We start from the raw sequence: 26,167 nt of genomic DNA, 5'->3' as shown, positions 1-26,167 counted from the left end.
GGCAGGCGGGTGGACAGGCGCGCCCGTGGCCGGGCCGGCGGCTCGACCGGCATGCCGTCCTGGCGGAAGCCCAGCCCCGGTCCGCCGGAGAAGAGCTCGTCCCGGTTGAAGTCGTAGATCGCGCCCAGCACCGCCTTGTCGTCGCGGCACAGCGCCACGGAGACGCAGCAGAGCGGCACGCCCCGGAAGAAGTTCCACGACCCGTCCAGCGGGTCCACCGCCCACCAGGCCTCGCCCGGCGCCGGCTGGCCGCCGATCCAGCCGGCCTCCTCGCTGAGCACCGGAAAGGGCGCGGCCTCGCGCAGCGCGGCGATGATCAGGGCCTCGGAGGCCTTGTCCTGCTGAAGTTTGATGTCCCGGCCGATGGCGGATTCCGCCACGCCGCCGCCGGCGCGCAGCAGATCCCGGCTCACCCTTGCGGCCGACTCGGCCAGGGCGAGAGCTGTCAGGTTGTCCATGCGCCCAGTTTGCGCCAGCGGGACGGGCAAGGACAGTGCGGAACACGCGCAGGACCGGAATCGGGCGCGTTTCGCACAGGAATCGCATGGTTTCCGAGAAAAACGTCGGGATTCAGCCTTGTAGGCCGATTCTTTGAGACCTAATCTCAAGCAGGTTCAACAAGGACGCAGCCACCGGCATGATGGCGGGGTCGCATATCGCGCTCGGCGCCGCGGCCTGGCTGGTGGCGGCACCGAAATTCGGCCTTCCCGCCGTGGATGCCGCCTCCCTGGGGCTTGCCGTGCTCGGCGCCTTGTTGCCGGATATCGACCATCCGAAATCCTGGGTCGGCAAGCGCACGCGGCCGGTCTCCAATGTCATCGGCTGGATCTTCGGCCATCGCGGCATCACCCATTCCGCCCTGGCCGTCGCGGCCTGCTTCGTGCTGCTGCTGCAGACCGACCTGCCGCGCTGGGTGATGGCGCCTCTGCTGGTGGGCTATCTCTCGCATCTGGTGGCGGACCTGCTCACGCCCGGCGGGCTGCGCCTCGCCTGGCCGATGAAGGGCACCTGGTCCCTGCCCCTCTGCCGGACCGGCTCCGCCTTCGAGCCGCTGGTGGTGGCGCTGATCCTGAGTTGCGCGGGCTGCGGAACCTTCGGCAAGCCGGACCTCGCTTCCGGCTGGCGGGCCGCCGGACTCTGCCGGGTCTGGCAGGGCTACGAGGGCTTCCGTCCCTGCACGCCGGAGCGGGAGCAGCGCGCCCATCCCGTGGAGCGGGCCATGGCGGGGCGCTTCGCCAACCGTTCCTGAAGCGGGCGCCGCGCGGCGATTCGCGTGGCGGGCAAACCTCCCCGTCGTGCCGGGCGTTCCAGAGGGCGGACAGCCGCTCCAAGCCCCATGTCCGAGGGAGGCCACACGATGCCGCAACCGCCAAGCAAGCCGATACCCGCATGGCGCAGCCTGCCCCGGCTCGCCGGGCTTCTCGCCCTCCTGTCCGGACCTGCCCTGGCGCAGGCTCCCTCGCCCACGACGCCCGGCAGCCCCTACGCCCCCATGCCGGAACCTTCCGCGCCGGGTCGGAATGCCGCGCCGGAGCGCTCCAACCCCATGCCGCGCAGCGGGGTGATCCAGCCGCCCGCGACCGGCCGGGTGGACCCGGGAATCCACACCACCGTTCCCGATCCCCGGCCCAATACCACGCCGGTCATCCCGCCGCCCGGCTCGCCCGGCGGCAATCCGCAGATCCAGCCGCGCTAGGGCACCATGGCAGATCCAAGGCGCGTGGAGACGGAAGCCGGATGGGAGGTCGTGGTGGTCGGCGCCGGGCCTGCGGGCCTGAGCGCCGCCCTGATCCTGGGGCGCTGCGACCGCCGTACGCTGGTCTGCGATTCGGGGCAGCACCGCAATGCCGCCGCCAAGGCCATGCGCGGCTATCTCGGGCGCGACGGCACGCCACCGTCCGAGATGCTGCGAATCGCGCAGCAGGAGATCGCCCGCTATCCCAGCGTTTCCGTGCAACAGGTGACGGCAACGAAAGCCGTGCGGCAGGACGACGGTGCCTTCCGCCTGGAGCTCTCCGATGGCCGGGTGGTCGTCGCGCCGAAGCTGATCCTCGCCACCGGGGTGGTGGACCAGTTGCCGCCGCTGGAGGGCCTGGACGCCGTCTGGGGGCGAAGCGCCTGGCGCTGCCCCATCTGCGACGGCTGGGAGCACCGCGGACGCCCGCTGGCCGTCCATGGCAACAGCGAGGACGCGGTGCGCTTCGCCCTGGAGATCCGGCACTGGACGCCGGATCTCGTGCTCTGCACCGATGGGCCGCCGGAATACCCGGACGGCTGGGGGAAGCGCCTGGAAGGCCAGGGCATCGCGATCAGGACGGACCGCATCGCACGGCTCGAATCTGAGGCAGGAAACCTTTCGGCCATCCTCTTCGCGCAGGGCGACCGGCTGCCGCGCGAAGGGCTTTTCCTTGCCACGCCGTGGCGCCAACGCTGCGATCTCGCCGAGGCGCTGGGTTGCGAGATGACGGAACACGACACAGCCCGCACCGGACGGCACGAGGCGAGCACAGTGCCCGGCCTCTATCTCGCGGGCGATATCGCCGGGGGCTATCAGCTTGCGGTCGTCGCCGCCGCGCAGGGCGCCACGGCGGCCGTCGCCGTCAACACGGAGCTGATTCGCGATGGGTTGCGCGACTGACCTCCGATCGCCGCTTTCGCAGTGCACAAAAGGCATCCCGCCCATCATCCCCTCGCCGCGGGGGCGCGGGGAAGCGGTGGAAGATGCGATTCCCTTGATGTTTACTCGCATCTGACCGAGACAGCGTGAAACGGCTGCGTTATGGAAGCCGCACTACTGGAGGGGTTGCATGAGCAAGAAGTTCCTCACTGGCGTGATCGTGGAGTCCAGCGAGATGACCGGCGTTGCCGCCAACCGGCTGGCGACCGATCTCATCGAGGCGATCAAGAAGGAGATCATCGAGACCGGCCGCTTCTCGCTGCCGGAGTTCGGTTCCTTCAGCGTCCGCGAGACGCCCAAGCGGACCGCGCTGAACCCGCGCACCGGCGAGAAGGTCGCCGTGAAGGCCGGCGCCACCGTGCGATTCAAGCCTTCGCCGGCCCTGAAGGAATCGGCGCTGGCCGGGCTGAAGAAGGCCAAGCGCAAGGCCGCCCGCAGCGCGGGCAGCAGCGCGAGCTGATCCGGAGCCGCCGGCCGGCCATCGTCCCGATACGCCAGCCGGCGGCCGCTTTCCGCGGCACGGCCCGGGATATCCCGGACGCCGCGCAAAGACGGGCCACCGGGCTCAGCCGCCGGCGTAATCCTCGGGCCTGATGGCCAGGAGGAAGATCCCGTTCCCGTCCGCGAGGCGGACCATCTCCTCCCGCTGGATCACCAGCGCTCCCCGCGCCTCGAAGGCGATTCCCGCCAGCCCGGCCTGTATCGCCATCCGCACCGTGGCCGGCCCGAGCGAAGGCATGTCCAGGCTGCGGTCCTGCTGCGGCTTTACCAGCTTCACCAGCACACCGCCCCGGCCCTCCCGCCGCAGCGCGCCGCAGCGGGCGATCAGCGCATCCGTGCCCTCGATCCCCTCGACGCCCAGCACGAGGCCCTGCTGCACCACGGCCCCCTGCCCCACATCGAGCCGGCCCAACGCCTGCACCACCGCAACGCCGCGGCGGACATCCTCCCGGTGCCCCGCATCCGGAGCGACATGGCCGAGCAGGCCCGGCGGCACCTGCAACCCGTCCAGCACCGAATCCGGCCCGACCAGCGAGAAGCCCTCCTCCGTCAGGACCTTCCGCAGCGCGCTCAGCAGCCCGTCATCGCCGGAAAAGGCGCGCGCGCCGATCCGGGCGAGGTAGCGCGCCGTCGCCGCATCCGGTCGCAGCGACAGCAGCGAGGGGCGGCGCACATGGCCGCAAAGCACCAGCTCGCGTACCCCCTCACCCCGCAGCCAGGGGATCGAAGAGCCCAGGGCACCGAAACGCAGCCGCAGGGACGGATAGCCGACCCAGGCGGCGGGATCGGCGAAACCCTCCAGCAGCACGGGACGCACTTCCCGCCCCGCCGCCCGGGCGGTAGCGGCGACGCGGAGCGGCAACTCCCCTTCCCCGGCGAAGATGCCCAGAGGGGGGGCATGGGAGGCCGCGGCCGGCGAGGTCACGCGGCCTCGCCCGACGCCTCGTCCTCGCGCAGCCCATGCACGCGGGCGCGCATCAGGCCGCGGCGGCTGTGCGTGTCCATGAAGGCCAGGATCTCGGCCACCGCCGGGTCCTCGCCCCAGCTCGCCCGGGTCCGCGCCAGGCGTTCGGAGAAGACGCCGTCGCCCGCGAAAAGGCTCCGCACCGCCGCCCGCAAGGCATGGATGCGAGGTCGCGAGAAGCCGCGGCGCTTCAGCCCGATCAGGTTCAGGCCGGTCAGCCGCGCCCGGTCGCCCAGGCAGGCGCCATAGGGAATGACGTCCGCCTCGACGCCGCTCATGCCGCCGATCACCGCCTGCCGGCCGATGCGAACGAACTGGTGCACCGCCGCGCCGCCACCGACGAAGACCGTGTCGCCGATCTCCACATGGCCGCCGAGCATGACGTTGTTGGCCAGGATCACGTTGTCCGACAGCTGGCAGTCATGGCCGACATGGGCGCAGGCCATGATCAGGCAGTTGTCGCCGATGCGGGTGAGGCCATGGCCGCCGACGCTGCCGCGATGGATCGTCGAATGCTCGCGAAAAGTGCAGCGGGCACCGATCTCCACGCGCGTGGGCTCGCCCTTGTACTTCAGGTCCTGCGGCGGCAGGCCGACCGAGGCGAAGGGCATGAGCTTCGTGCCCGGCCCGATCCGCGTGTCGCCGTCCACGACGGCGTGGGAGACGAGCTCGACGCCCTCCTCCAGCACCGCCTGGGCGCTGACGCTGCACCAGGGGCCGATCTTGACGCCGGCGCCCAGCCGGGCCCCCTCGGCGACGATAGCGCTGGGATGGATCTCTGCCACGCTCACTTGTCCAGAATCATCGCGGCATAGGTGGCCTCGGCCACGACCGTGCCATCGACCTTGGCTTCCGCATTGAACTTCCACACATTCCCGCGCTGCCGCTCCTTCACCACATGGATGCGGAGCTGGTCGCCCGGGACCACGGGACGGCGGAACTTCGCGCCCTCGACGCTCATGAAATAGACCAGCTTGCCATTCGCGGAGGGCCCCAGCGTCCGCACCACCAGCACGGCCGCCGTCTGCGCCATGCTTTCGATGATCAGCACGCCCGGCATCACCGGATGGCGTGGGAAATGGCCCTGGAAGAAGTTCTCGTTGACCGTGACGTTCTTGATGCCGATGGCGCGCTCGCCCAGCACCACCTCCACCATGCGGTCCACGAGGAGCAGGGGATAGCGATGCGGGATCGCCTCCATGATCTGCGCGATATCGAAAGTCTCGAAGGTCTCGCCCTCGGCCCGCGGCTCTTCCTGCCCGCTCATTCTGTCCTGTCCGTTGAAACCTTCTTGGCGGCCAGGCGGCGCACCGCCGCGAAGCCGCGCATGGCGTCCCGCGCCGGCATGGCCGGGCTGCCCAGAACGTCCATGCCTGCCGGCACATCATTCATGACGCCCGCCTGCGCGCCGATACGCGCCTTTGTTCCGATTGAGAGATGTCCCGTCAAGCCTGCCTGCGCGGCCACGGTCACATAGTCGCCCAGGACCGTGGAGCCGGAGATTCCCGCCTGTCCCACGATGATGCAGCCGCGCCCGGTGCGGACATTATGGCCGATCATCACGAGGTTGTCGGTCCGGGTTCCCGCGCCGAGGACCGTATCGCCCGCCGCCCCGCGATCGACACAGGAATTCGCACCGATCTCGACGTGATCTTCCAGCACCACGCGCCCCAATTGCGGAACGGTGACGAAGTTCCCGGATGGATCGGGGACGAAGCCGAAGCCCTCGTTTCCCACCCGCGCGCCCTGGTGCAGCACCACCCCGTTCCCGGCCAGGCAGAAATAGGCGCTGGCCTGGGCATGGATGCGGCAGCCCGCACCGAAGACGCAGTTCGGGCCGATCACGGCATGTGGCCCGACGATGCAGCCGGGCCCCAGCTTCGCGCCCTCGCCGATCACGGCATAGGGACCGATCTCGGACCTTTCGCCGATCTCCGCGCCCTCCCCCACCACGGCGGTCGGGTGGATGCCCGGGCGCGGCACCGGCGGCGGATGGAACAGCCCGGCGATCCTGGCGAAGGCCAGTTGTGGCGAGCGTGCCAGCAGCACGGCAGCCTGCTCCGGGACATCCGCCTGCATCGCGGCGGCGACGATCACCGCCCCCGCCCGCGTCGCCCGCAGGGCGTCGCGGTTGCGCCGCCCCTCGGCGAAGGCGATCTCGCCCGGCCCGGCCTGGTCCAGCGGCGCCACGTCCGTCAGGGAGAAAGCGGGGTCGCCGCGCAGGATCTCGGCGCCGCCGGCGCGCGCAACCTCCTCCAGCGTCCGCGTCCCGGCATGGATATGGAAGCGCGGGTCCGCCATGGCTTAGCGGCGTTGCTGTGCCGGCTTGGCCGCCTGCGGCTCGGCCTGCGCCGCGGGCGCCGCCTCTTCCTTGGCCAGGGTCACGCTGCGCAGCGCCTTGTTCAGCTGCTGGCTGATCTCGTCCGTCAGGTCGAAGGGCGGATCGTTATAGATCACCAGCGGCCGCGGCAGGACCAGGTTGACCTTATGGTTCGCCGCAACCTGCCGCACCACCCCGGCCAGGGCGCGCTCGATCTCGTTCAGCGCCGTCTGCGCCGCCTGCTCGATGGCGCGGGAACGGTCACGGAAGACGCGCTGGCTCTCGGTGATCTTCTCCTGCAACTCACGCTCGCGGTTGCGCAGCGCCTCCGGCGGGTTGCGCTGCTGGTCCGGCGTCAGGGCGGCGCGTTCCTGCTGCAACTGCTGCTGTGCGTCGCGCCAGCCCGCCTGCTCCTTCTGCAGGTCCTCGTTCAGCTTCTGCCGGCGGCGCTCGATCTCCTCGCGCACCCCGTTGAAGGCGGTGGAGTTGCGCTGCACCTCCGGCACATCCACCACGCCGATGATCGCATCGGGCGGAGCCTGGCCGGGGGCGAGCGCCGGGCGTCCGGCGGCCGGCTGCGCCGCCGGACGCTGCGCGGGCTGCTGCGCCGGGCGCTGCTGCTGTGCCGGCTGGGCGGGGCGGGTCTGCTGCTGACCCTGCGGCACGAACCAGTCCTGCGCCTGGGCCGGCATGGCCCATTGGGTGGCGGGAATCAGGACGGCCAGGGCGGCGAGAGCGGTGCGCGCCTTCATCATCGATACTCCGGAGATTCTCAGAAACGGGTGCCGAAGCCGAAGCGGAACACCTGCGTCTGGTCGTAGGACTTCTTCACCACGGGCGCGGCGAAGTCGAGGTTGATCAGACCGAAGGGACTGGCCCAGGAGATGCCGGCGCCCGCGCCCACGCGCGGGGAGCTGTCGCTCAACACCCCATCGCCCTTGTCGGACTGGCTCAGGGCGCCGACATCCACGAAGGTCCGGCCGGTGATGCCCAGCTCGTCCGGGATCGGCAGCGGGAAGCGGAACTCGGTGGACTGGGTCCAGAGGAAGCGGCCGCCCAGGGATTCGTCGTTCTGCACGCCGCTCACGATGGAGCGGTCGCGCGGGCCGACACCCGCCACCTCGAAGCCGCGCAGGTTCTCGCCGCCCAGGAAGAAGCGGTCAACGATCAGGTCCTTGCCGCCGCCCCAGGTCTGCAGGTAGCCGACGCTGCCGCTGATCGCGAGGACGTATTTCGGATCGCCCAGCAGCTTCTCGAAGGGCACGTAAACGGCACCGTCGCCGCGCCAGCGGACGTATTTCGCGTCGCCGCCGATGCCGGCGAAATCCGTGCCGAAGCGCAGCACGTAGCCGCGCGACGGGTCGAGACGGGAGTCGCGCTTGTCCCAGGTCAGGGTCTGGCCCAGCTGCGACAGCAGCGTCTTGCCCTTCTGCTCCAGGATGTACTTGCTGGTGACGTCGTTGCTGATGTCGAAGATGTTTCGCTGCGACAGGGTGTAGGTCCAAGACTGGCGCAGGAACTCGTTGAACTCGTAGCCGGCGCGCAGCGCGAAGCCGTAGCGGCGCTCCTCGTAGCCCGAATAGTCGCGCAGGTCGCGGGTCACGTAGAAGACGTCGGCGCCGACGGCGAGGTTGCGGTCCAGGAAGGACGGGTCGGTGACCGAGGCGTCGATCGAGGAGCGGCGCTGCGCGATGGTGCCGTTGATGCGCGCATCGATGCCGGTGCCGAGCAGGTTGCGCTCGCGCAGGCCGATATCGGCGAGCGCGCCCGCATCCGTCGAGTAGCCGCCGCCGAGGCTGATCTCGCCGGTGGCCTTTTCCGAGACCCCGGCATTGACGATCACCCGGTCCGGCGCCGAGCCGGGCGAGGTGGTGATGTTCACGTCGTTGAAGTAGCCGAGGTCGCGGACGCGCTGGCGGGAGCGGCGGATCTGCGCGGCGTTGAAGGGGTCGCCCTCGGCGACGCGGAACTCGCGGCGGATGACCCGGTCCTGCGTCCGGGTGTTGCCGGTGATGTCGATGCGGTCGACATAGAGCCGCTCGCCCTCGCGCACGTCGAAGGTGATCTCGACCGTGCCCTTTTCGCGGTCGCGCTGGATGCGCGGCTGGGCCTCGGCGAAGGGCGCGCCCAGCTCGTTGGCGCGGTCCTGGATCGCCTGGACGGCGTTCTCCACCGCCTCTCCGTCATACCAGTCGCCGCGGGAGAGATTGATCTCGGGGCGGAGCTGCTCCGGCTTGATGTTGCGCAGCTGCGAGGTCACCTCGATCTTGGAGACGCGGTAGCGCTTGCCCTCGTTGATCGTATAGGTGACGAAGAAGCCGGAACGGTCCGGTGCCAGCTCGGCCGTCGCGGCCGTCACCTGCACGTCGGCATAGCCGTGGCGGAGGTAGTAGCGGCGCAGCAGCTCGCGGTCGAAGTTCAGCCGGTCCGGATCGTAGGAGTCCGAAGAGCTGAAGGGGCGGTACCAGGCGGCCTCGCGGCTGGCCACGATCTCCTTCAGCCGGCTGTCCGAGAAGGCCTCGTTGCCGACGAAGTTGATCCGGCCGATCAGCGCGGTCTCGTTCTCCTTGATCTCGAAGACGACATCGACGCGGTTCTGCGGCAGCTCGATGACCTTCGGCTCCACCGTGGCGGCGAAGCGGCCGCGGCGGGCATAGAGCTCCAGGATCTTCTCCCGGTCGGACTGGGCCGCCTGGGGCGTGAAGACCGCCCGCGGGCGGATGGAGACCAGCGGCTGCAGCTGGTCGTCGGAGATCTTGCGATTGCCCTCGAAGGCCACCCGGTTGACGATCGGGTTCTCCTGCACCCGCACCACGACGCGGTCCCCCTGGCGTCCGACCTGCACGTCCCGGAACAGGCCGGTCGCGAAGAGGGTTCGGAGCGATCGGTCCAGCTGTTCCGAATCGAAGCGGTCGCCCGGCTGGAGCAGCATGTAGGAGCGGATGGTATCCGCCTCGATACGCTGGTTTCCGACGACATCGATGCCACTGACGGTGCCCTGCCCCACGCCCTGTCGGGGAGCGGCGGCCGGGGTGCCGGCGCGGCCGCGCTGCGGCTGGGCGCTGGCGGGGGTCACGAGCACGGGGACGAGGCAGGTAGCAGCGAGAAGCAGGGCGCGTGTGGCGTTCAAGTTCCAGGTTCCGAGCCGGCATTTCCCGCCCGGTCCCCTAGAGGGCCGGACGGGGGCGGGCGCAAACTAGCGGCAACCCCCCGGGAACGCCAACCCCGTCTCAACAACCAAGGCGAAGCGTATGGTTATCCAGCCAGCCCTGTGATCCATCGGACAACGCCCAGATGGCTCAGGTCGTTCCAGGTCGAGAAGATGAACAGGGCCGCCAGCACCGCCAGCCCGGCCCGCAGCCCGTATTCCATGGCCCGCGGGGGCAGCGGCCGGCCGCGAATCGCCTCTGCCGCGTAGAAGACCAGGTGCCCGCCATCCAGGACCGGGATGGGGAAGAGGTTGATCAGGCCCAGGTTCACCGAGAGCACGGCGATGAAGGTGATCAGGCTGGGCAGGCCCAGGGCCGCCGCCTGCCCGGAGATCTGCGCGATCCGCAGCGGGCCGCCCAGATCGTCCGTGCCGCGCTGGCGGGTGATCATCTGCCAGACCCCGACCAGCGTCTGCCGCGAAACCTCGAAGGTATTGGCCACGCCCCCCCAGAGCGCCTGCACCGGGTTCATCCGCTCGAAGCTCGGCGCCCCGGCCGCGATGCCCAGCACGCCGACCGGCGCCGCCCCGTCGCGCTGCCGCGATTCTGGGGTGGCGGAGACGGTCAGCTCCTCCGTCCCGCGCCGCACCGACAGGGTGATGGGCTGGCCCGGATGCGGCTCGATCCGGCTCTGCAGGTCCGTGAAGCGGCTGACCGGCTGGCCATCCACCGAGAGGATCGTGTCCCCCGCCTGGAGCCCCGCCCGCTCGGCGGCGCTGCCGGCCACCACCGTGCCGACATTGGCGTTCATCACCGGCTGGCCGACGCTCATGAAGAGCCCGGCGAAGAGCACCGCCGCCAGCAGGAAATTGGCGATGGGCCCGGCCGCCACCACGATGGCCCGGTCGAGCACCGGCTTGTCGTGGAAGGTCTCGCCCGGGCGCCACGCCGCCCGCACCGCCGGGTCCACGTCGCCCGGCTGCTCCTGCCCGTGCAGCTTCACATAGCCGCCCAGGGGCAGCCAGCCGATGCGCCATTCCGTGCCGCGCCGGTCGGTCCAGCGGGCCAGGGCCTGGCCGAAGCCGATGGAGAAGCGCTCGACATAGACCCCGCGCCAGCGCGCGGCCCAGTAGTGCCCGGCCTCATGGATGAAGACCAGCACGCCCAGCACCACCACGAAGGCCAGGATCGTCCGGCCAGAGCCCAGCAATGCGTCCAACTCAGTGTCCTCTCAGGGTCTCGCCCCCGAAATCCTCATATGGGCTGGCCCCGCCTAGGCAGCCATCCCCATCCGCTCCGCCTCTTCCCCGGCCATCCGCCGCGCCTCCCCGTCCAGCGCCAGCACGGCCTCCAGATCGGGGATCGCCGGCGCGCCGAGCCGCTCCATCACCGCCTCCACCACGCGGGCGATGTCCAGGAAGCCCAGCCGCCGGCCGAGGAAACGTGCCACCGCGACCTCGTTGGCGGCATTCAGGATGGTGGGAGCGCCGCCGCCCGCGGACAAGGCTTCCCGCACCAGCCGCAGCGCCGGGAAACGTTCCGGATCGGGCGGAAAGAATTCGAGACGTCCCAGCGCCGCCAGATCCAGCCGCCCGACATCCACATGGCGCCGCCCTGGCCAGGACAGCGCATGGGCGATCGGGGTCCGCATGTCCGGCGTGCCCAGCTGGGCGATCAACGAGCCGTCGGCATACTGCACCAGCCCGTGCACGGTGGATTGCGGATGCACCAGCACCTCGATCCGCTCATGCGGCACGGGGAAGAGATGCGACGCCTCGATCACCTCCAGCCCCTTGTTGAACAAGGTGGCGCTGTCGATGCTGATCTTGGCGCCCATGCTCCAGACCGGGTGCCGGATGGCCGCCTCCGGCGTCGCCACCGCCATCTCGGCTAGGCTGGCTTGGCGGAAGGGGCCGCCCGAGGCAGTCAGGATGATCTTCTCCGGTGCCGAGGGCTGGTGCGCGTCGAGTGCCTGGAAGATCGCGTTGTGCTCGGAATCCACCGGCAGCAGCAGCGCCCCGGCCTCCCGTGCCACCCGCATCACGATCGCCCCGGCGCAGACCAGGCTCTCCTTGTTGGCCAGCGCCAGGGTGCCGCCGCGCCGCAGCGCCGCCAGCGTCGGGCGCAGCCCCGCCGCGCCAACCACCGCCGCCATGGTCCAGTCCGCCGGGCGGGCCGCGGCCTCCAGCACCGCAGCCTCCCCGGCGGCGCAGGCGATGCCGCTGCCCGCCAAGGCCTCGCGCAGCACCGGCAGGCAGCTCTCGTCGGCCAGGACGGCGATGGCGGGGCGCAGGCGCAGCGCCTGCTCCGCCAGGGCCCGGGCGTCGCGCCCGGCCACCAGGGCCTCGACCGCGAACTCGCCCGGCGCGGCCGCCTCCAGCAGCGCCACCGTGCTCTTTCCCACCGAGCCCGTGGAGCCCAGAACCGTGATCCGTCGCGTCATCGCCCCTGCGTCACCCACTTCTTCTTTTTCCGCCCGGCGTCAGCGCCACAGCGGCACCCCGTAGCCCACCCCCAGCGCCAGCAGCGCCGCCACCGGCGCCGCCGCCAGCAGGCCGTCCAGCCGGTCCAGCAGCCCGCCATGGCCGGGGATCAGGCTGGAGGTGTCCTTCACCTTGAAATGCCGCTTGATCGCGCTTTCCAGCAGGTCGCCGGCCTGGGTGGCGACGGCGAGGATCGCGGCCACAGCCGCCGCCCGCGCCATGGAGCCCGGGGCCAGCACCAGGGTCAGCAGCGCGCCCACCAGCATGGCGAAGACGAGGCCCCCGATGGACCCGGACCAGGTCTTGTTCGGCGAGACCTGCGGCCAGAGCCTCGGCCCCCCGAAGACCCGCCCGGCCATGTAGGCGCCGATATCGCTGGCCCAGACCGCGGAAAGGAGGAAGAGGATGTTGTCCCGCCCGGCCTCGTTGTCGTGGCGCAGCTCAATCAGGCAGAGGCCGGCGATACCGATATAGAGCACGCCGAGGGCCAGGCTCAGCGCCGGCTGCTGCGGCACGCCCCGCCGTCCGCGCGATCGTTCCGCCCCTGTCCAGGCCAGGAAGAACCCCGCGACCAGCACCGCCCAGGACAGGGCCGAATGCCCGATCACCGCGACGATGCCGGCGAGGAAGATGGCGAGCGGCACGCCCAGGCCGGGGAAGACCCGGGTCCGCATGCCGCAGAGATGCACCCATTCCCAGGTCAGGATGGCGATGCAGATGGCGATCAGCAGGGTGTAGAGTTCGGCCCCCAGCCAGACGCAGAGCAGCGCCGTGGGGCCCAGGACCAGGGCGGAAAGGAAGCGCTTGCGCAGGTCGCGCCATCGCTTCTCCTCGGACTTCGCTTCCGCCATCAGCCCGCGATGGCGCCGTAGCGGCGCTCCCGCCGCCCGAATTCCTCCAGGGCGGCCCGGAGATGACCCGCGTTGAAATCCGGCCAGAGCACGTCCGTGAAGAACAGCTCCGCATAGGCGGACTGCCAGAGCAGGAAGTTCGACAGCCGGTGCTCGCCGGAAGTACGGATGATCAGGTCCGGGTCCGGCATCCCGGCGGTGGAGAGGTGGCGGGAGAACTGCTCCTCGTCCAGCGCCTGCGGGTCCAGCCGCCCCTCGGCCACGGCCTGGGCCACGGCGCGGGCGGCGGCCAGGATCTCCGCCCGGCTGCCATAGGACAGCGCCACGTTCAGGTTCAGCCGGGTGCCGCCGGCGGTGTCGCGCTCCGCCCGCAGGATGGCCTCCCCGGTTTCCGCGCCGAAGCGCGCCCGGTCGCCGATCACCCGCAGCCGCACCCCGTCGCGGACGAGCTGCGCGACCTCGTGGCGCAGGTAGTGCCGCAGCAGGCCGGTCAGCTCCAGCACCTCCTGCGCCGGGCGCCGCCAGTTCTCCGAGGAGAAGGCGAAGAGCGTGAGCCAGGGTATGCCGGCCTGGGCCGTGGCCTCGATGGCGCGCTTGGTGGCCTCGGCCCCGGCGCGGTGGCCCATGGCGCGGGGCAGGCCCCGTGCCGCGGCCCAACGGCCGTTGCCGTCCATGATGATGCCGATATGGGTCGGCATCGCGGCCGACGCCGGTTCGGGCCGACGTTCGGGCGCCGCACTCATCCGCTGGTCTTCATCCTGTGCAAGGCCGCCCGATCAGACCGCCTTGATATCCTTTTCCTTCTCCGCGAGCGCCTCGTCCACCCGCTTGACCGCCTGATCGGTCAGTTTCTGGATCTCGTCGGAATGGCGCTTGGCGTCGTCCTTGGAGATCTCGGACTTGGTCTCCCAGGCCTTCACCGTCTCCATGCCGTCGCGGCGCACGCCGCGCACCGCCACCTTGGCGGCCTCGGCATAGCGGGAGGCCTGCTTGGCCAGCTCGTTGCGGCGCTCCTGGGTCAGCGGCGGCAGAGGCACGCGGATCACCTGCCCCTCCGCCTGCGGGTTCAGGCCCAGGCTGGAATCCCGGATGGCGACCTCGACGGCCTTGACCACCGACTTGTCCCAGACCTGCACCGAGAGCAGGCCGGGCCCGGCCACCGAGACGTTGGCGACCTGGCTCAGCGGCTGGTTGGCGCCGTAGGCCTCGACCCGGATCGGCTCCAGCAGCGCCGGGCTGGCACGGCCGGTGCGCAGGCCGGAGAATTCCTTCTTCAGCGTGTCGAGGGCCCCGTCCATGCGGCGGACGAGATCCTGCTTGAGATGGGCGAAATCCGGGGCGGCGGCCATGAAACGGTATTCCTCAGTTCTCGACGACCGTGGTGAATCGCCCCTCGCCCTTCATGACGGCGGTGAAGGCACCCGGCTCGTGGATGTTGAAGACGACGATCGGCAGCTTGTTCTCGCGCGCCAGGCTGATCGCGGCGGCGTCCATCACCGCGAGGTCGCGGGCCAGGACGTCCAGGTAGGTCAGGGTCTCGTAGCGCTCGGCCTGCGGGTTCTTGCGCGGGTCGGCGGAGTAGATGCCATCCACCTGCGTGCCCTTCAGCAGCGCGTCGCAGCTCATCTCCGCGGCGCGCAGCGCGGCGGCGGTGTCGGTGGTGAAGTAGGGATTGCCGGTGCCGGCGGCGAAGATCACCACCCGGCCCTTCTCCATGTGGCGGATCGCGCGGCGGCGGATGAAGGGCTCGCACAGGCTTTGCAGCGGGATGGCGCTCTGCACCCGGGTCGTGACGCCCTGCCGCTCCAGCGCGCTCTGCATGGCCAGGGCGTTCATGACGGTGGCCAGCATGCCCATGCCATCCGCCTGCACCCGGTCCATGCCAGAGGCGGCGCCGGAGATGCCGCGGAAGATGTTGCCGCCGCCGATCACGAGGCAGACCTCGACCCCCAGCGCCACCACGTCCCGCACGTCCTGCGCGATGGCCTTCAGCGTCGCCGTGTCCAGCCCATAGTCCCGCGACCCCATCAGGGCCTCCCCGGACACTTTGAGCAGGACGCGCTTGTAGGTCGGGGAGGACATCGGCGGGCTATCCTTGAAGGTCGGGGAAGTTACTCAACGGCACCCGGGCCGGGCAAGGGTCGCCCGGCCAGCGGCCCCGGGGCCGGAGGACGCACGCCCTTGGGCGTATCCTCCGGAACACACCGGCCCCGGCCGTGGCCGTGGCCGGTGGAAGGCGGCAGGAGCGTTCAGCCGCCCACGCCGGCCGCGGCCGCGACCTCGGCGGCGAAGTCGCCGGCCTGCTTCTCGATGCCCTCGCCGAGCTGGAAGCGGGCGAAGCCCGTCAGCCTGGCGCCGGCCTTCTCGACGACCTTGCGCACGCGGCTCTCGCCGTCATGCACCCAGACCTGCTCCAGCAGCACCACTTCCTCGTAGTACTTGCGGATGCGGCCTTCGACCATCTTCTCGATGATGTTCTCGGGCTTGCCGGAGGCGCGGGCCTGCTCGGACAGCACCGCCTTCTCGCGCTCCAGCGCCGCCGGATCGACCGCGTCGACGTCCAGCGCGTCCGGACGGGTGGCGGCGATGTGCATGCCGACCTGACGGCCCAGGGTCTCCAGGGCGGCGACCTCGGAGGCGCCCTCGACGGCCACCAGCACGCCGATCTTGCCCAGGCCCGGCTTCACCGCGTTGTGCATGTAGGTCGCGACCGCGCCCTGCGACACGGAGAAGGTCCTGGCGCGGCGGATCGACATGTTCTCGCCGATCGTGGCGATCAGGCGGGTCAGCTCGTCGGCCACCGTGCCTTCGCCGCCGGGATAGCGGGCGGCCTTGATGGCCTCCACATCCTCGCCGACTTCCAGGGCGACCTCGGCCACCTGGGCGACGAAGTTCTGGAACTGCTCGTTGCGGGCCAGGAAGTCGGTCTCGGCGTTCACCTCGACCATGGCGGCCTTCAGCGGCGCGGAGGCCACGGCCACCAGGCCCTCGGCGGCGACGCGACCGGACTTCTTGGCGGCGGCGGAGAGGCCCTTCTTGCGCAGCCAGTCGATGGCGGCTTCCATGTCGCCATTCGCCTCAACCAGCGCCTTCTTGCAGTCCATCATACCCGCGCCGGTCTTCTCGCGAAGGTCGCGGACGAGGGCAGCCGTGATCTCGGCCATGGTGTTCTCCTCAATTGGCAAGGCACGCGCGCGGGGCATAGAACCCCGCGCGCGGCCCGTTTTCCAGTGGATTGCGGCGGCCGCGGCCTCAGCCGGCGCGGTTGCCGTCGTCCTCGTTGGCCTGGACCATGGTCTCCATGTCGGCCGTGGAGACGCCGCTGGTCGGGCTGGACTGGACCTCGCCCTCCAGCGCCACGTCACCGGCCAGCTCCTCCGGCAGCGTGCCCTCGGGCAGGCCCTCTTCCGGCAGTTCCTCGACCGCGCCCAGGTCCACGCCGGAGGCCTGCAGCTCGGCGCTGATGCCGTCGAACACGGCGCCGGCGACCATGTCGCAGTACAGGTTGATGGCGCGGATGGCGTCATCGTTGCCCGGGATCGGGTAGGTCACGCCCTGCGGATCGGCATTGCTGTCGCAGACGGCCACGACCGGGATGCCGAGCTTGTTGGCCTCCTCGATCGCCAGCTTCTCCTTGATGGTGTCGATCACGAAGATGATGTCGGGCAGGCCGCCCATTTCCTTGATGCCACCCAGGGCGCGGTCCAGCTTCTCCTTCTCGCGCGTCAGCATCAGGACCTCCTTCTTGGTGAGGCCCTGGGTGTCGCCGGCGAGCTGCGTCTCCATCTGCTTCAGGCGCTTGATAGAGCCGGTGATGGTCTTCCAGTTGGTGAGCATGCCGCCCAGCCAGCGGTGGTTCACGTAGTACTGGCCGCAGCGGGTCGCGGCCTCGGCCACGTACTCGGCGGCGGACTTCTTGGTGCCCACGAAGAGCACGCGGCCGCCGGCGGCGACCACGTCGCGCACGGCCTTCAGGGCGCGCTCCATCATCGGCACGGTCTGCTGCAGGTCCAGGATATGCACCTGGTTGCGCACGCCGAAGATGTAGGGCGCCATGCGCGGATTCCAGCGCCGCGTGTGGTGGCCGAAGTGGACGCCCGCTTCGAGCAGGCCGCGCAGGGAAACTTCCGGCATCGCCATGATTGGCGTTCCTTTCCTTCCGATGGAGTCCGGTTGAACCTCCGCGGCGCTGAGCCCCCCTTGCCCTGATGGCGTCGGGGAGGACCGGACCCTTGCCGCTTGTCTCGGAAGGGCGCGCCGCGTGCGGATTTGCCGCCGGCGGAACGATCCCGCCGGCGGCGTGGGGCACATGGCACAGCCGTGCCGCCCGCGCAAGAGGCGGCGTCCGCGCCGGTGCCCGCCATGCCGTTCCGCCCCGCTTCCGCCACCCCGCCCGGCGGTGCCGGACGCAAATAAGACAGTACCGTTAAATCAGCGCGTTAACATGGAAGCGCGGTTGTTCCGCGATCCCTGCGACCGCTATGCCGCAGCCGCCGACGACCTCAAGGGATCAATAGGACCCATGTCCATCACCGTGGAGCAGCCGCTCGCCGCGGCGGATGCCGATCTCGACGAGATCGGTGTGAACGTTTCCCCCGAACCCGATTTCCAGACCGTGCTGGGGCGCCGCCTCGTGCGCCGTTCCTTCTTCCGCGGCGTGCTGGGCGCGGCCACCGTGGCCAGCCTCGGCTCCGCCCTGCCCGGCTCGCGCCCGGCGCTGGCCGCGGGCAGCGTCCCCGCGGGCCAGGACCAGCGCCTGTCCAGCCTGACCTTTCCCGAGATCCAGCATGGGCCGCGCCCGGACCTCGCCGTTGCGGAGGGCTACGAGGCCCGGGTGCTGATCCGCTGGGGCGACAAGGTCCTGCCGGGGGCGCCGGAATTCGACCCGCACCGCCAGACCGCCGCCGCCCAGGCGCAGCAGTTCGGCTACAACAACGACTTCCAGGCCTTTCTGCCGCTGCCGCGCGGCTCGGCCTCCTCGGACCACGGGCTGCTCTGGGTGAACCACGAGTATCCCGAGGCGCAGATGATGTTTCCCAGCCTGGACGCGAAGACCATGGGCGATGCCCTGACGCGCGAGCAGGTGGACGTCACCATGCAGTCGATCGGCGGCAGCGTGGTCGAGGTCCGGCGGCAGGACGGCGCCTGGCAGGTCGTGCTGGGCCCGCAGAACCGCCGCATCACCGCCACCACCTCGATGCGGATCTCCGGCCCCGCCGCCGGCGACACGCGGCTGCGCACCGGCGCCGACCCGGAGGGCCGCAGCGTCCTCGGCATGATCGGCAACTGCGCCGGCGGGGTCACGCCCTGGGGCACGATCCTGACCTGCGAGGAGAACTTCGACACCTACTTCTCCGGCGACGCCACGAAGGGGCCGGAGGCCGCCGCCTGGAAGCGCATGGGGCTGAACGGCAAGTCCAACCAGGGCTGGGCGCGCTTCCACGACCGCTTCGACCTGGCCAAGGAGCCGAACGAGCCGAACCGCTTCGGCTGGGTGGTCGAGATCGACCCCTACGACCCGGACTCCACCCCGGTGAAGCGCACCGCCCTGGGCCGCTTCAAGCACGAGGCCGCCACCACCGCCCTCACGCCGGAGGGCCATGTCGCCGTCTATACGGGCGACGACCAGCGCTTCGAGTACCTCTACCGCTTCGTCAGCCGCGACCGCTACGACCCGCAGAACCGCGAGGCGAACCGCGACCTGCTGGACCACGGCACCCTCTCCGTCGCCCGCTTTGGCGATGACGGCCAGGTGGAATGGCTGCCGCTGGTCTTCGGCGAGGGCCCCCTCACCCCGGAGAACGGCTTCCGCTCCGCCGCCGATGTCATGATCGATGTCCGCCGCGCCGCCGACCTGCTGCGGGCGACGCCGATGGACCGGCCGGAGGACGTGGAGCCGAACCCGGTGACGGGGCGGGTCTATGTGGTGCTGACCAACAACAACCAGCGCAAGGCGGACCAGCTCGACAAGGCCAATCCGCGGGCGAAGAACCTCTATGGCCAGATCCTGGAGATGACGCCCCCGGACCGCAACGGGAAGCCGGACCACGGCGCCGCCCGCTTCGCCTGGGAGATGTTCATCATGGCCGGGAACCCGGAGATCGAGGAGCACCACGCCTCCTACGGTGCCGGCGTCTCCCCTTCCGGCTGGTTCGCCTGCCCCGACAACATCGCCTTCGACGGCCAGGGCCGGCTCTGGATCGCCACCGACCAGGGCGAGCAGCAGTCGGCGAACGGCATCGGCGACGGCATCTGGGCCTGCGACACCACCGGCCGCGGCCGCGCCGTCACCCGCATGTTCTTCCGCACCCCCACGGGCGCGGAGATGTGCGGCCCGGTGTTCACGCCGGACAGCCGCGGCTTCTTCGTGGCGGTGCAGCACCCGGCCAATGACGACCCGACCACGACCTATGCCGCGCCGACCACCCGCTGGCCGGATTTCCGCGACGACATGCCGCCCCGCCCTTCGGTGGTGAGCATCGTCCGGAAGGATGGCGGGGTGATCGGAAGCTGAAGATGGGCTGACGTATCGCCCAGCGGGGGGAAAGCCGGGGCTTTCCCCCCTCCTTCTCCTCCGCCGCCCGGTGCCCTGGGACACAGACGGCTCCGGGCCCGGGCATTCCATTCTGCCACCGGAATGCAAGGGGCCACGCCGCCGGCGAGCCCGGCCCAGGGGGAAACCATGCGGGTTCGCCACCTCCATTCCGGCATGACGGTCCAGGCCGTGGCCGGATGCCATGTCGTCCTGCTGGGCTTCGACATCGACGCACGGGGGCGGCGCGGCCTGCGCGGCTTTGCAGTGCGCCGCACCGACAGGGCGGAGGACGAGAGCGTCTGGATGAAGGGCAGCAAGACCTTCCGCTCGGTCAGGCCCTCGATCGGCGCCGGCGAGCAGTTCTCCAGCCTGCTGCACCCGTTCCAGACCTTCCAGTGGGCGGATTACTCGGCCAGGCCCGGCCGCGACTACACCTACGAGGCCGTGCCCATGTATGGCGTGCCCGGCGCGCTGCGGCAGGGCGATCCGGTCCGCCTGGACATCCGGACGGAGCCGGTGGAGGGGGCGGCGCACAGCGTGCTGTTCAACCGCGGCGCCGTTGCGACCCAGGAGTATGCGCGGCGCTTCCAGAACAGGAAGCCTTCGGCGGTCGGGCCGGCCGCCTATGAATGGCTGTCGCGCGGGCTGGAGGAAGGCATCCTGGGCTTCGTCGCCCGTGCGAAGGACGAGAGCTGGGCGCTCAGGGGCGCCTTCTATGAATTCCAGTGGCCGGCGGTGCTGGAGGCGCTGGGCGCGGCACGACGCCGCCGGGCGGATGTCGAGATCGTCTTCGACGACATCGCGGGCGGCAGCGCCCATGCGGAGAACGAGGCGGCGATCCGCGCCGCGCGGATCCGCGGCATCTGCACCCCCCGCACCCAGGGCAAGCTGATGCACAACAAGTTCCTGGTGCTGCTGCACCGGGACAAGCCCCAGGCCCTGCTCTTCGGTTCCACCAACCTGACCGAGAACGGGATCTTCGGCCACGCCAACTGCGTGCACATCGTCGAGGATGCCGGGGTGGCGCAGGCCTATCTCGACTATTTCGGCCAGCTTCGCCGCGATCCGCCGACCGACCGGGCCCGGCCCGCCTACCGCGCCTGGAACACCGGACACAGCCCCGCCCCGGCGGAGGTCCCGAAGGGCGGGATGGTGCCGGTCTTCTCGCCGCGCTCCGGCCTGGAGGCCCTCGACTGGTATGCGGAGATCGCCGGGCAGGCGCGGCGTGCCCTGTGCATGACCTTCGCCTTCGGGATGAACGAGCGCTTCCGCAACGTCTATGGCCGCGACGACGCCGTGCTGCGCCTCGGCCTCATGGAGAAGGAGTGGAACGGCCGCAACAAGGAGGCGCAGATCGCCGCGATCCGCGCGCTCCAGGCCCGACCCAATGTCGTGATCGCCATCGGCAACCGGATCCCGCTGAGCGGCTTCGACCAGTGGCTGGGCGAGATCGACCGCATCGTTCCCGACACGCATGTCCAGTGGATCCACACCAAGTTCATGCTCGCGGACCCGCTCTCCGACGACCCCGTGGTTGTCACCGGCTCGGCGAATTTCAGCGAGGCCGGCATCAGCGCCAACGACGAGAACATGCTGGTGATCCGCGGCGATACGCGGGTGGCCGACATCTATCTCGGCGAGTTCTTCCGGCTGCACGCGCATTACGCCTTCCGGCAGGCGGTCGGGATCTTCCTGCGGAACAACCCGGGAAAGACGCCCGAGGACTTCGCGTCGCGCTTCCTGGTCGAGGAGGGCGACTGGACCGAGGACTACTTCACGCCGGGCGACCGCAACGCCCGCCATGCGAGGCGGCTCTACTTCGCCGGCGTGGCGTAGCGGGACCCCCAACCCCCAGGGAGCCGAACATGCCGCTCAAGCAGTATTCTGTCCTGAAGGGCCGGCCGGTGGATGTCCGTCAGGGCTCCGGCACCAGCCCGCACTATCAGGTGCTGGTCGTCGACGACATGGAGCGCTACCGCATCGCCGTCAACGTCCAGTCGCAGGACGGCAGCCAGGTGCTCTATTACGTCGACACGCGCTTCGAGCATCCGATGCTGGAGCAGTTGTCGGCGATCGAGCCGGGCATGCACCCGGTCCCCTCGCGGCCGGGCGGTATCGCGCTCGACTTCATCCGCGGCAACCTCTTCCAGCCGCAGCAGATGGTGGGGCTGCCGATCCAGGCGCCCGGGCCGGACAACGACCTGAACGAGAAGATCGGCATGTATGTCCAGCGCGCCATGGCCGACGAGATGGCGGCGATCTACGCCTTCGGCGAGCCCTGGGGCCCGGAGCCGAAGAAGCGTGACAACTATTTCGGCTTCCTGCCCGGCCGCGGCATCCACGACATCCACATGAACCAGGGCAACCCGCCCGGCCGCTTCGCCGGCGACAACGGCCCCTGGCAGGATGGCGGCCTGCTGTTCCAGTTCCCCCGGCAGGGCCAGTGGGTGGCGATCTTCCTGAAATTCGCCACCCAGGCCTGGCATACCGATGACCGGACGGCGGATGCGCTGGACCTCGCGGGCAGCGGCCCGGCGGGCGATGCGGCGGCGCGCCAGCCCGGCATCGTCGCGCCGGACCGGTTGCCTACGGTGGACATGCCGGACGGGCTGGTCCGCATCGTCGCGGCCCTGGTGAACGACACCGCCAGCCCGGAGCGCGAGACGGTCACGCTGCTGAACACCTCGCACGAGGATGTCAGCCTGGAGAACTGGTCGCTGGCCGACCGGATGAAGGCCAGAATGCCGCTTTCCGGCACGATCGCGGCCGGGGCGACGCGGCAGGTCGGGGTCCAGCCCCCCATGACCCTGTCCAACCGTGGCGGCATCATCACCCTGCTCGACAGCCGCGGGGTGAAGGTGCACGGCGTGTCCTATACGCGCGGCCAGGCCGCCCAGCCGGGCAGGACCATCGCCTTCTGACGGGGCCCGGCCACCGCCGGAGGGGGGCGGGACCGTCACGCCGGCTGCGGATCAGGCCGCCCGCACATCCGTCACGCCGGGCAGGACGCGCAGCCGCTGCGTCAGGCGCGGCGAGACGTTCCAGGTGCCCGGCACGGTGATCTCCACCTCCTGCGTCTCGCCCAGGCAGGGGACGAGCACCACCTTGCTCTTGCCCCTGCCCTCGCCGCGCAGGATCTCGGCGACGCTGTGCACCGCCTCCTCCTCCGCCACCAGGATGCGGATGCCGGTGGCGACCGCCGAGGCCGCCTGGTCGAGCGATTCGCAGGAACTCGCGGTCAGGCGCAGCGCATCGCCATCCATCCGCACATCGGCGGCGAAGATGACCGCCATGCCTTCCTTCAGGATCTCGCGCGACTTGGAGAGCACCTCGGAGAAGCAGGTGACCTCGGTGCTGCCGCTGGAATCGGAGATCCGGACCCAGGCCATGCGGCTGCCGGTCTTGGTGGTGCGCTCCTTGGTGCCGACCACGGTCCCGGCCAGCTTGAGGATGCCCGCCCCGCCGCGCGCCGCCGCCTCCATCCGGGCGATGGGGGTGACGCGCAGCTTGGCCAGGACTTCCTTGTAGCTGTCCAGCGGATGCGCCGAGAGGTGGAAGCCGATCGCCTCCGCCTCCTCGGCCAGCTTCTCCAGCGTCGGCCAGTCGGGGCGCTCCGGCAGGCGCAGCGGCGCCTCTTCCGCCGCCACCCCGCCGAAGAGGCCGATCTGGTCGCTCGACCGCTCCTCGGCCGAGGACTGGGCGCGGCGCAGGATCGCCTCCGCCCCGTGCATCACCCGGGCGCGGTTCCGGTCGAGTCCCTCGAAGGCCCCGGCGCGGGCGAGGTTCTCCAGCTGCATCTTGTTCAGCAGCTTGGGATCGACGCGGGCGGCGAAATCCACCAGCGAGCGGAAGGGGCCGCCCTGCTTGCGGGAGGCCACGAGGTCGCGCATGGCTCCCAGCCCGACGCGCTTCACCGCGGCCAGGGCGAAGCGAATGGACTTCTTCCCGTCCTCGGCGATCTCGACGTTGAACTCCGCCTCGGAAAGATTCACGTCCGGCGGCAGCACCTTGATGCCGAGGCGCGAGGCCTCGCCCATATGCCCGGCCAGCTTGTCCGTGTTGCCCAGGTCGAGCGACATCGAGGCCGCCAGGAACTCCTCGGGGTGGTTCGCCTTCAGCCAGGCGGTCTGGTAGGCGACCAGGGCATAGGCGGCGGCATGCGACTTGTTGAAGCCGTATTCCGCGAACTTCTCCATCAGGTCGAAGATCTCGCCGGCCTTGTTTTCCGGCACGCCGTTCCTCGTGGCGCCATCCACGAAGATCTTGCGCTGCGCCTCCATCTCGGCGCGGTTCTTCTTGCCCATGGCACGGCGCAGCAGGTCGGCGCCGCCGAGCGAATAGCCCGCCAGCTCCTGCGAAATCTGCATCACCTGCTCCTGGTAGACCAGGATGCCGTAGGTCTCCTCGACCAGCGCCCGCATCTTCGGATGCGGCGCGTCCCAGGCCTCGCCATGCTTGCGCTGGCAATAGGCGGGGATATTGGCCATCGGCCCCGGCCGGTAGAGCGAGACGGCGGCGATCAGGTCCTCGAACCGGTCGGGCCGCATCATCCGCAGCACGTCGCGCATGCCCTGGGATTCGAACTGGAACACCGAGGCGGAATCGCCCCGCGCCAGCATCTCGTAGGTCTTCGCGTCATCCAGCGGGATGCGCGCGAGATCGACCTCGATGCCCTGCTTCGCCAGCATCTGCACCGCGCGTTGCAGCACGGTGAGCGTCTTGAGGCCCAGGAAGTCGAACTTCACCAGCGAGGCGCTCTCCACGTATTTCATGGAGTACTGCGTCACCAGGTCCGGAGCCCGCGGGTCGCGGTAGAGGGGCACGATGTCGATCAGCGGCTTGCGCCCGATCACCACGCCGGCGGCATGGGTGGAGGCGTTGCGGTACAGCCCCTCCAGCTCCAGCGCCGTCTCCATCAGCCGTGCCACGGTCTCGTCCGCCTTCTGCATCTCCTGCAGCCGGGGCTCCCCGTCGATCGCCTGCCGCAGGCTGACCGGCTTGGCGGGGTTGAAGGGGATCAGCTCGGCGATCTTGTTCACCTGCCCATAGGGCATGCCCATGACGCGGCCCACATCGCGCACCACCGCCTTGGCCTGAAGGCGGCCGAAGGTGATGATCTGCCCCACCCGGTCCTCGCCATATTCGCGGCGGACGTAGTTGATCACCTCGTCGCGCCGGTCCTGGCAGAAGTCGATGTCGAAATCCGGCATCGAGACGCGTTCCGGGTTCAGGAAGCGCTCGAACAGCAGCCCGAACTGCATCGGGTCGAGATCGGTGATGGTCAGCGCCCAGGCCGCCACCGAGCCGGCGCCCGAGCCGCGCCCCGGCCCCACCGGGATATCCTGCGCCTTGGCCCACTGGATGAAGTCGGCCACGATCAGGAAGTAGCCCGCGAAGCCCATCTTCTCGATGATGTCGAGCTCGAAGGCCAGGCGCTCGCGATAGGGCTCGCGGTCCGTGGTGCCCTGCGCGTCCAGCCGCGCCTCCAGACCGCGCTTGGCCATGTCGCGCACCGTCTCGGCCTCGGTCATGCCCGGCTGCACCTTGGGGCAGATCGGCAGCTCCGGCTTGCGCGTTTCCGCCATCACGGCGCAGCGGCGGGCGATGGCCAGGGTGTTGTCGCAGGCCTCCGGCAGGTCGGCGAAGAGCTTGCGCATCACCTCGGGCGGCTTGAACCAGTGCTCCGGCGTGCAGCGCGGCCGGTCCGGCTCGGCCAGGGTGCGGCCATGCGCGATGCAGAGCAGCGCGTCATGCGCCTCGTACATCCGCGCCTCGGCGAAATGCACATCGTTGGCTGCCACCAGCGGCACGCCCACGAGATCGGCCAGCGCGATCAGCCCCGGCTCCGCCGCGCGGTCGCGGTCGGTGCCATGCCGGGTCAGCTCCACCGCCAGCCGGTCGCCGAAAGCCTCGTGCAGTGTCCGCAGCAGGTGCTCCGCCGGATCGCGCCGCCCTTCCAGCAGCAGCCGCCCGAGCGGCCCGCGCGTGCCGCCGGTCAGCAGCGTCACGCCCTCGCTGCATTCGCGGAGCTGGTCGAGATCGATGCAGGGCAGGCCCGAGATGTCCTCGCCCAGCCAGCCGAGCGAGGAAAGGCGCTGCACGTTGACCAACCCCTGGCGGTCCATCGCCAGCGCCACCACCGGATCGGGCTGGCAGCGCATCGGCTCCGGCCGTTCCTCCGTCGCACGGCGGGAGAGCCAGAGCTGGCAGCCCATGATCGGCTGCACATTCTCCTTCGTGGCGTACTGCGCGAATTCCAGCCCGCCGAACATGTTGGAGGTATCTGTCAGGGCCACCGCCGGCATGCCCAGCTTGCGGGCGAGGCCGGGGAGCTTGTCGGCCTTGATGGCGCCCTCCGCGAGGGAATAGGCGGAATGGACGTGGAGATGGACGAAGCTGCCGGACATGTCCCCCTTGTAGCACAGGCCGGCGATTCGGACCCGGTGGGAGGCGGCACACCCCCGCCGCCTCAGCGCCCCCGCATCGGCCCGGCCGGCATGCCCTGGCCATCGCCCCCACCGGACGGCCCCTCCGCCGGCATGCCCTGTCCTGAACCCTGCCTCGGCTCGCGGCCCTGATCCCGCAGCAGCGGCCCGCCCTGGCCGCGGCCGCCACCCACCCCCGGACGACCGCCATCCCGGTTCAGGTCGTTCGCGTCGCGGCCACCCGGCACCGGGGCCGGTTCCC

Annotated in this window: 22 protein-coding genes and 2 pseudogenes; 7 read left to right on the top strand and 17 right to left on the bottom strand. The window is 70.3% G+C overall.

The window, feature by feature from the left end; translation table 11 throughout:
* Window positions 1-458, bottom strand: a 458-nt coding sequence (locus ROTAS13_RS04010; RefSeq protein ID WP_305793713.1) for an inositol monophosphatase family protein, incomplete at its 3' end; no start/stop codon positions are given.
* Window positions 459-637: 179 nt separating this feature from the next.
* Here ROTAS13_RS04010 and ROTAS13_RS04005 point away from each other — a divergent pair.
* The 4 genes and pseudogenes from ROTAS13_RS04005 to ROTAS13_RS03990 form a co-directional block, all read left to right on the top strand.
* Window positions 638-1,249 (top strand): metal-dependent hydrolase, encoded by a 612-nt coding sequence (locus tag ROTAS13_RS04005; RefSeq protein ID WP_019460071.1) that lies wholly within the window; start codon window positions 638-640, stop codon window positions 1,247-1,249.
* A gap of 108 nt (window positions 1,250-1,357) precedes the next feature.
* A complete protein-coding gene (locus ROTAS13_RS04000) occupies window positions 1,358-1,696 on the top strand; it encodes a hypothetical protein (protein ID WP_216348583.1) in 339 nt (112 codons plus the stop codon).
* Window positions 1,697-1,720: 24 nt separating this feature from the next.
* Window positions 1,721-2,638 (top strand): NAD(P)/FAD-dependent oxidoreductase, encoded by a 918-nt coding sequence (locus ROTAS13_RS03995; RefSeq protein WP_171979028.1) that lies wholly within the window; start codon window positions 1,721-1,723, stop codon window positions 2,636-2,638.
* 169 nt (window positions 2,639-2,807) lie between these two features.
* Window positions 2,808-3,071 (top strand): annotated as a pseudogene (locus tag ROTAS13_RS03990) (HU family DNA-binding protein); the annotation flags it as partial.
* A 171-nt stretch (window positions 3,072-3,242) separates the two neighbouring features.
* On the opposite strand, the gene ROTAS13_RS03985 reads toward ROTAS13_RS03990, so the two are convergent.
* The 14 genes from ROTAS13_RS03985 to rpsB all read right to left on the bottom strand — a co-directional run bounded on the left by ROTAS13_RS03985 (window position 3,243) and on the right by rpsB (window position 17,085).
* Entirely contained in the window at window positions 3,243-4,103 is an 861-nt protein-coding gene (locus tag ROTAS13_RS03985) for an LpxI family protein (RefSeq protein ID WP_075821608.1), read from the bottom strand.
* Window positions 4,100-4,933 carry an acyl-ACP--UDP-N-acetylglucosamine O-acyltransferase gene (lpxA, locus tag ROTAS13_RS03980; protein WP_075821607.1) on the bottom strand — a complete coding sequence of 278 codons (834 nt, stop codon included), beginning with the start codon at window positions 4,931-4,933 and terminating at the stop codon, window positions 4,100-4,102. The genes ROTAS13_RS03985 and lpxA overlap by 4 nt, the downstream gene beginning before the upstream one ends.
* Entirely contained in the window at window positions 4,930-5,409 is a 480-nt protein-coding gene (gene fabZ, locus ROTAS13_RS03975; RefSeq protein WP_019460065.1) for a 3-hydroxyacyl-ACP dehydratase FabZ, read from the bottom strand. Before fabZ ends, lpxA begins: the two co-directional genes overlap by 4 nt.
* On the bottom strand, window positions 5,406-6,443 hold the full coding sequence (gene lpxD / locus ROTAS13_RS03970; RefSeq protein WP_075821606.1) for a UDP-3-O-(3-hydroxymyristoyl)glucosamine N-acyltransferase: 1,038 nt from the start codon (window positions 6,441-6,443) through the stop codon (window positions 5,406-5,408). Before lpxD ends, fabZ begins: the two co-directional genes overlap by 4 nt.
* Window positions 6,444-6,446: 3 nt before the next feature.
* Window positions 6,447-7,217 carry an OmpH family outer membrane protein gene (locus ROTAS13_RS03965; RefSeq protein ID WP_019460063.1) on the bottom strand — a complete coding sequence of 257 codons (771 nt, stop codon included), beginning with the start codon at window positions 7,215-7,217 and terminating at the stop codon, window positions 6,447-6,449.
* Between the two features lie 17 nt (window positions 7,218-7,234).
* Window positions 7,235-9,592 (bottom strand): outer membrane protein assembly factor BamA, encoded by a 2,358-nt coding sequence (gene bamA, locus ROTAS13_RS03960; protein ID WP_075821605.1) that lies wholly within the window; start codon window positions 9,590-9,592, stop codon window positions 7,235-7,237.
* A gap of 125 nt (window positions 9,593-9,717) precedes the next feature.
* Window positions 9,718-10,830: an RIP metalloprotease RseP gene (gene rseP / locus ROTAS13_RS03955; RefSeq protein ID WP_369923825.1), complete on the bottom strand. Its 1,113-nt coding sequence runs from the start codon at window positions 10,828-10,830 to the stop codon at window positions 9,718-9,720.
* Between the two features lie 54 nt (window positions 10,831-10,884).
* Window positions 10,885-12,054, bottom strand: coding sequence for a 1-deoxy-D-xylulose-5-phosphate reductoisomerase (gene dxr / locus ROTAS13_RS03950; RefSeq protein ID WP_075821603.1), 1,170 nt, complete (start codon window positions 12,052-12,054; stop codon window positions 10,885-10,887).
* A gap of 39 nt (window positions 12,055-12,093) precedes the next feature.
* Window positions 12,094-12,945: a phosphatidate cytidylyltransferase gene (locus ROTAS13_RS03945; RefSeq protein ID WP_019460059.1), complete on the bottom strand. Its 852-nt coding sequence runs from the start codon at window positions 12,943-12,945 to the stop codon at window positions 12,094-12,096.
* Complete coding sequence (gene uppS, locus ROTAS13_RS03940; protein ID WP_019460058.1) at window positions 12,945-13,688, bottom strand: polyprenyl diphosphate synthase; 744 nt, start codon at window positions 13,686-13,688, stop codon at window positions 12,945-12,947. Before uppS ends, ROTAS13_RS03945 begins: the two co-directional genes overlap by 1 nt.
* Before the next feature lie 33 nt (window positions 13,689-13,721).
* Entirely contained in the window at window positions 13,722-14,294 is a 573-nt protein-coding gene (gene frr, locus ROTAS13_RS03935) for a ribosome recycling factor (RefSeq protein ID WP_019460057.1), read from the bottom strand.
* 13 nt (window positions 14,295-14,307) lie between these two features.
* Window positions 14,308-15,027: a UMP kinase gene (pyrH, locus tag ROTAS13_RS03930; RefSeq protein WP_019460056.1), complete on the bottom strand. Its 720-nt coding sequence runs from the start codon at window positions 15,025-15,027 to the stop codon at window positions 14,308-14,310.
* Window positions 15,028-15,194: 167 nt separating this feature from the next.
* The gene (gene tsf, locus ROTAS13_RS03925) at window positions 15,195-16,109 is read right to left on the bottom strand and encodes a translation elongation factor Ts (RefSeq protein WP_019460055.1); all 915 of its coding nucleotides are present in this window, start codon (window positions 16,107-16,109) and stop codon (window positions 15,195-15,197) included.
* Window positions 16,110-16,197: 88 nt separating this feature from the next.
* Window positions 16,198-17,085: a 30S ribosomal protein S2 gene (gene rpsB, locus ROTAS13_RS03920; RefSeq protein WP_019460054.1), complete on the bottom strand. Its 888-nt coding sequence runs from the start codon at window positions 17,083-17,085 to the stop codon at window positions 16,198-16,200.
* Window positions 17,086-17,467: 382 nt separating this feature from the next.
* On the opposite strand from rpsB, the gene ROTAS13_RS03915 reads away from it, so the two are divergent.
* The 3 genes from ROTAS13_RS03915 to ROTAS13_RS03905 all read left to right on the top strand — a co-directional run bounded on the left by ROTAS13_RS03915 (window position 17,468) and on the right by ROTAS13_RS03905 (window position 22,401).
* Window positions 17,468-19,459, top strand: coding sequence for a PhoX family phosphatase (locus ROTAS13_RS03915; protein WP_075821602.1), 1,992 nt, complete (start codon window positions 17,468-17,470; stop codon window positions 19,457-19,459).
* Window positions 19,460-19,627: 168 nt separating this feature from the next.
* On the top strand, window positions 19,628-21,316 hold the full coding sequence (locus ROTAS13_RS03910; protein WP_075821601.1) for a phospholipase D-like domain-containing protein: 1,689 nt from the start codon (window positions 19,628-19,630) through the stop codon (window positions 21,314-21,316).
* A gap of 29 nt (window positions 21,317-21,345) precedes the next feature.
* Entirely contained in the window at window positions 21,346-22,401 is a 1,056-nt protein-coding gene (locus ROTAS13_RS03905; RefSeq protein WP_075821600.1) for a DUF2278 family protein, read from the top strand.
* A gap of 51 nt (window positions 22,402-22,452) precedes the next feature.
* Here the strand turns inward: ROTAS13_RS03905 and dnaE are convergent, their stop codons facing one another.
* Window positions 22,453-25,887 (bottom strand): DNA polymerase III subunit alpha, encoded by a 3,435-nt coding sequence (gene dnaE, locus ROTAS13_RS03900; RefSeq protein WP_075821599.1) that lies wholly within the window; start codon window positions 25,885-25,887, stop codon window positions 22,453-22,455.
* A 62-nt stretch (window positions 25,888-25,949) separates the two neighbouring features.
* A pseudogene (locus tag ROTAS13_RS27700) lies at window positions 25,950-26,167 on the bottom strand (hypothetical protein); the annotation flags it as partial.

The organism is Roseomonas sp. TAS13 (genome assembly GCF_001950415.1).
In the GTDB taxonomy this organism is placed as follows: domain Bacteria; phylum Pseudomonadota; class Alphaproteobacteria; order Acetobacterales; family Acetobacteraceae; genus Roseomonas; species Roseomonas mucosa.
The sequence above is the reverse complement of the archived record's forward strand: the minus strand, read 5'-3'. Positions and strand labels throughout refer to the sequence as shown.

What these genes read in the sequence shown, in the direction of transcription:
- ROTAS13_RS03965 (WP_019460063.1), bottom strand. Translation starts at nt 7,217, where the DNA reads ATGATGAAGGCGCGCACCGCTCTCGCCGCCCTGGCCGTCCTGATTCCC.
- dxr (WP_075821603.1), bottom strand. Translation starts at nt 12,054, where the DNA reads ATGACGCGACGGATCACGGTTCTGGGCTCCACGGGCTCGGTGGGAAAG.
- ROTAS13_RS04000 (WP_216348583.1), top strand. Translation starts at nt 1,358, where the DNA reads ATGCCGCAACCGCCAAGCAAGCCGATACCCGCATGGCGCAGCCTGCCC.
- tsf (WP_019460055.1), bottom strand. Translation starts at nt 16,109, where the DNA reads ATGGCCGAGATCACGGCTGCCCTCGTCCGCGACCTTCGCGAGAAGACC.
- uppS (WP_019460058.1), bottom strand. Translation starts at nt 13,688, where the DNA reads ATGAGTGCGGCGCCCGAACGTCGGCCCGAACCGGCGTCGGCCGCGATG.
- fabZ (WP_019460065.1), bottom strand. Translation starts at nt 5,409, where the DNA reads ATGAGCGGGCAGGAAGAGCCGCGGGCCGAGGGCGAGACCTTCGAGACT.
- ROTAS13_RS03910 (WP_075821601.1), top strand. Translation starts at nt 19,628, where the DNA reads ATGCGGGTTCGCCACCTCCATTCCGGCATGACGGTCCAGGCCGTGGCC.
- ROTAS13_RS04005 (WP_019460071.1), top strand. Translation starts at nt 638, where the DNA reads ATGATGGCGGGGTCGCATATCGCGCTCGGCGCCGCGGCCTGGCTGGTG.
- pyrH (WP_019460056.1), bottom strand. Translation starts at nt 15,027, where the DNA reads ATGTCCTCCCCGACCTACAAGCGCGTCCTGCTCAAAGTGTCCGGGGAG.
- ROTAS13_RS03915 (WP_075821602.1), top strand. Translation starts at nt 17,468, where the DNA reads ATGTCCATCACCGTGGAGCAGCCGCTCGCCGCGGCGGATGCCGATCTC.
- ROTAS13_RS03945 (WP_019460059.1), bottom strand. Translation starts at nt 12,945, where the DNA reads ATGGCGGAAGCGAAGTCCGAGGAGAAGCGATGGCGCGACCTGCGCAAG.
- dnaE (WP_075821599.1), bottom strand. Translation starts at nt 25,887, where the DNA reads ATGTCCGGCAGCTTCGTCCATCTCCACGTCCATTCCGCCTATTCCCTC.
- ROTAS13_RS03905 (WP_075821600.1), top strand. Translation starts at nt 21,346, where the DNA reads ATGCCGCTCAAGCAGTATTCTGTCCTGAAGGGCCGGCCGGTGGATGTC.
- frr (WP_019460057.1), bottom strand. Translation starts at nt 14,294, where the DNA reads ATGGCCGCCGCCCCGGATTTCGCCCATCTCAAGCAGGATCTCGTCCGC.
- lpxD (WP_075821606.1), bottom strand. Translation starts at nt 6,443, where the DNA reads ATGGCGGACCCGCGCTTCCATATCCATGCCGGGACGCGGACGCTGGAG.
- rpsB (WP_019460054.1), bottom strand. Translation starts at nt 17,085, where the DNA reads ATGGCGATGCCGGAAGTTTCCCTGCGCGGCCTGCTCGAAGCGGGCGTC.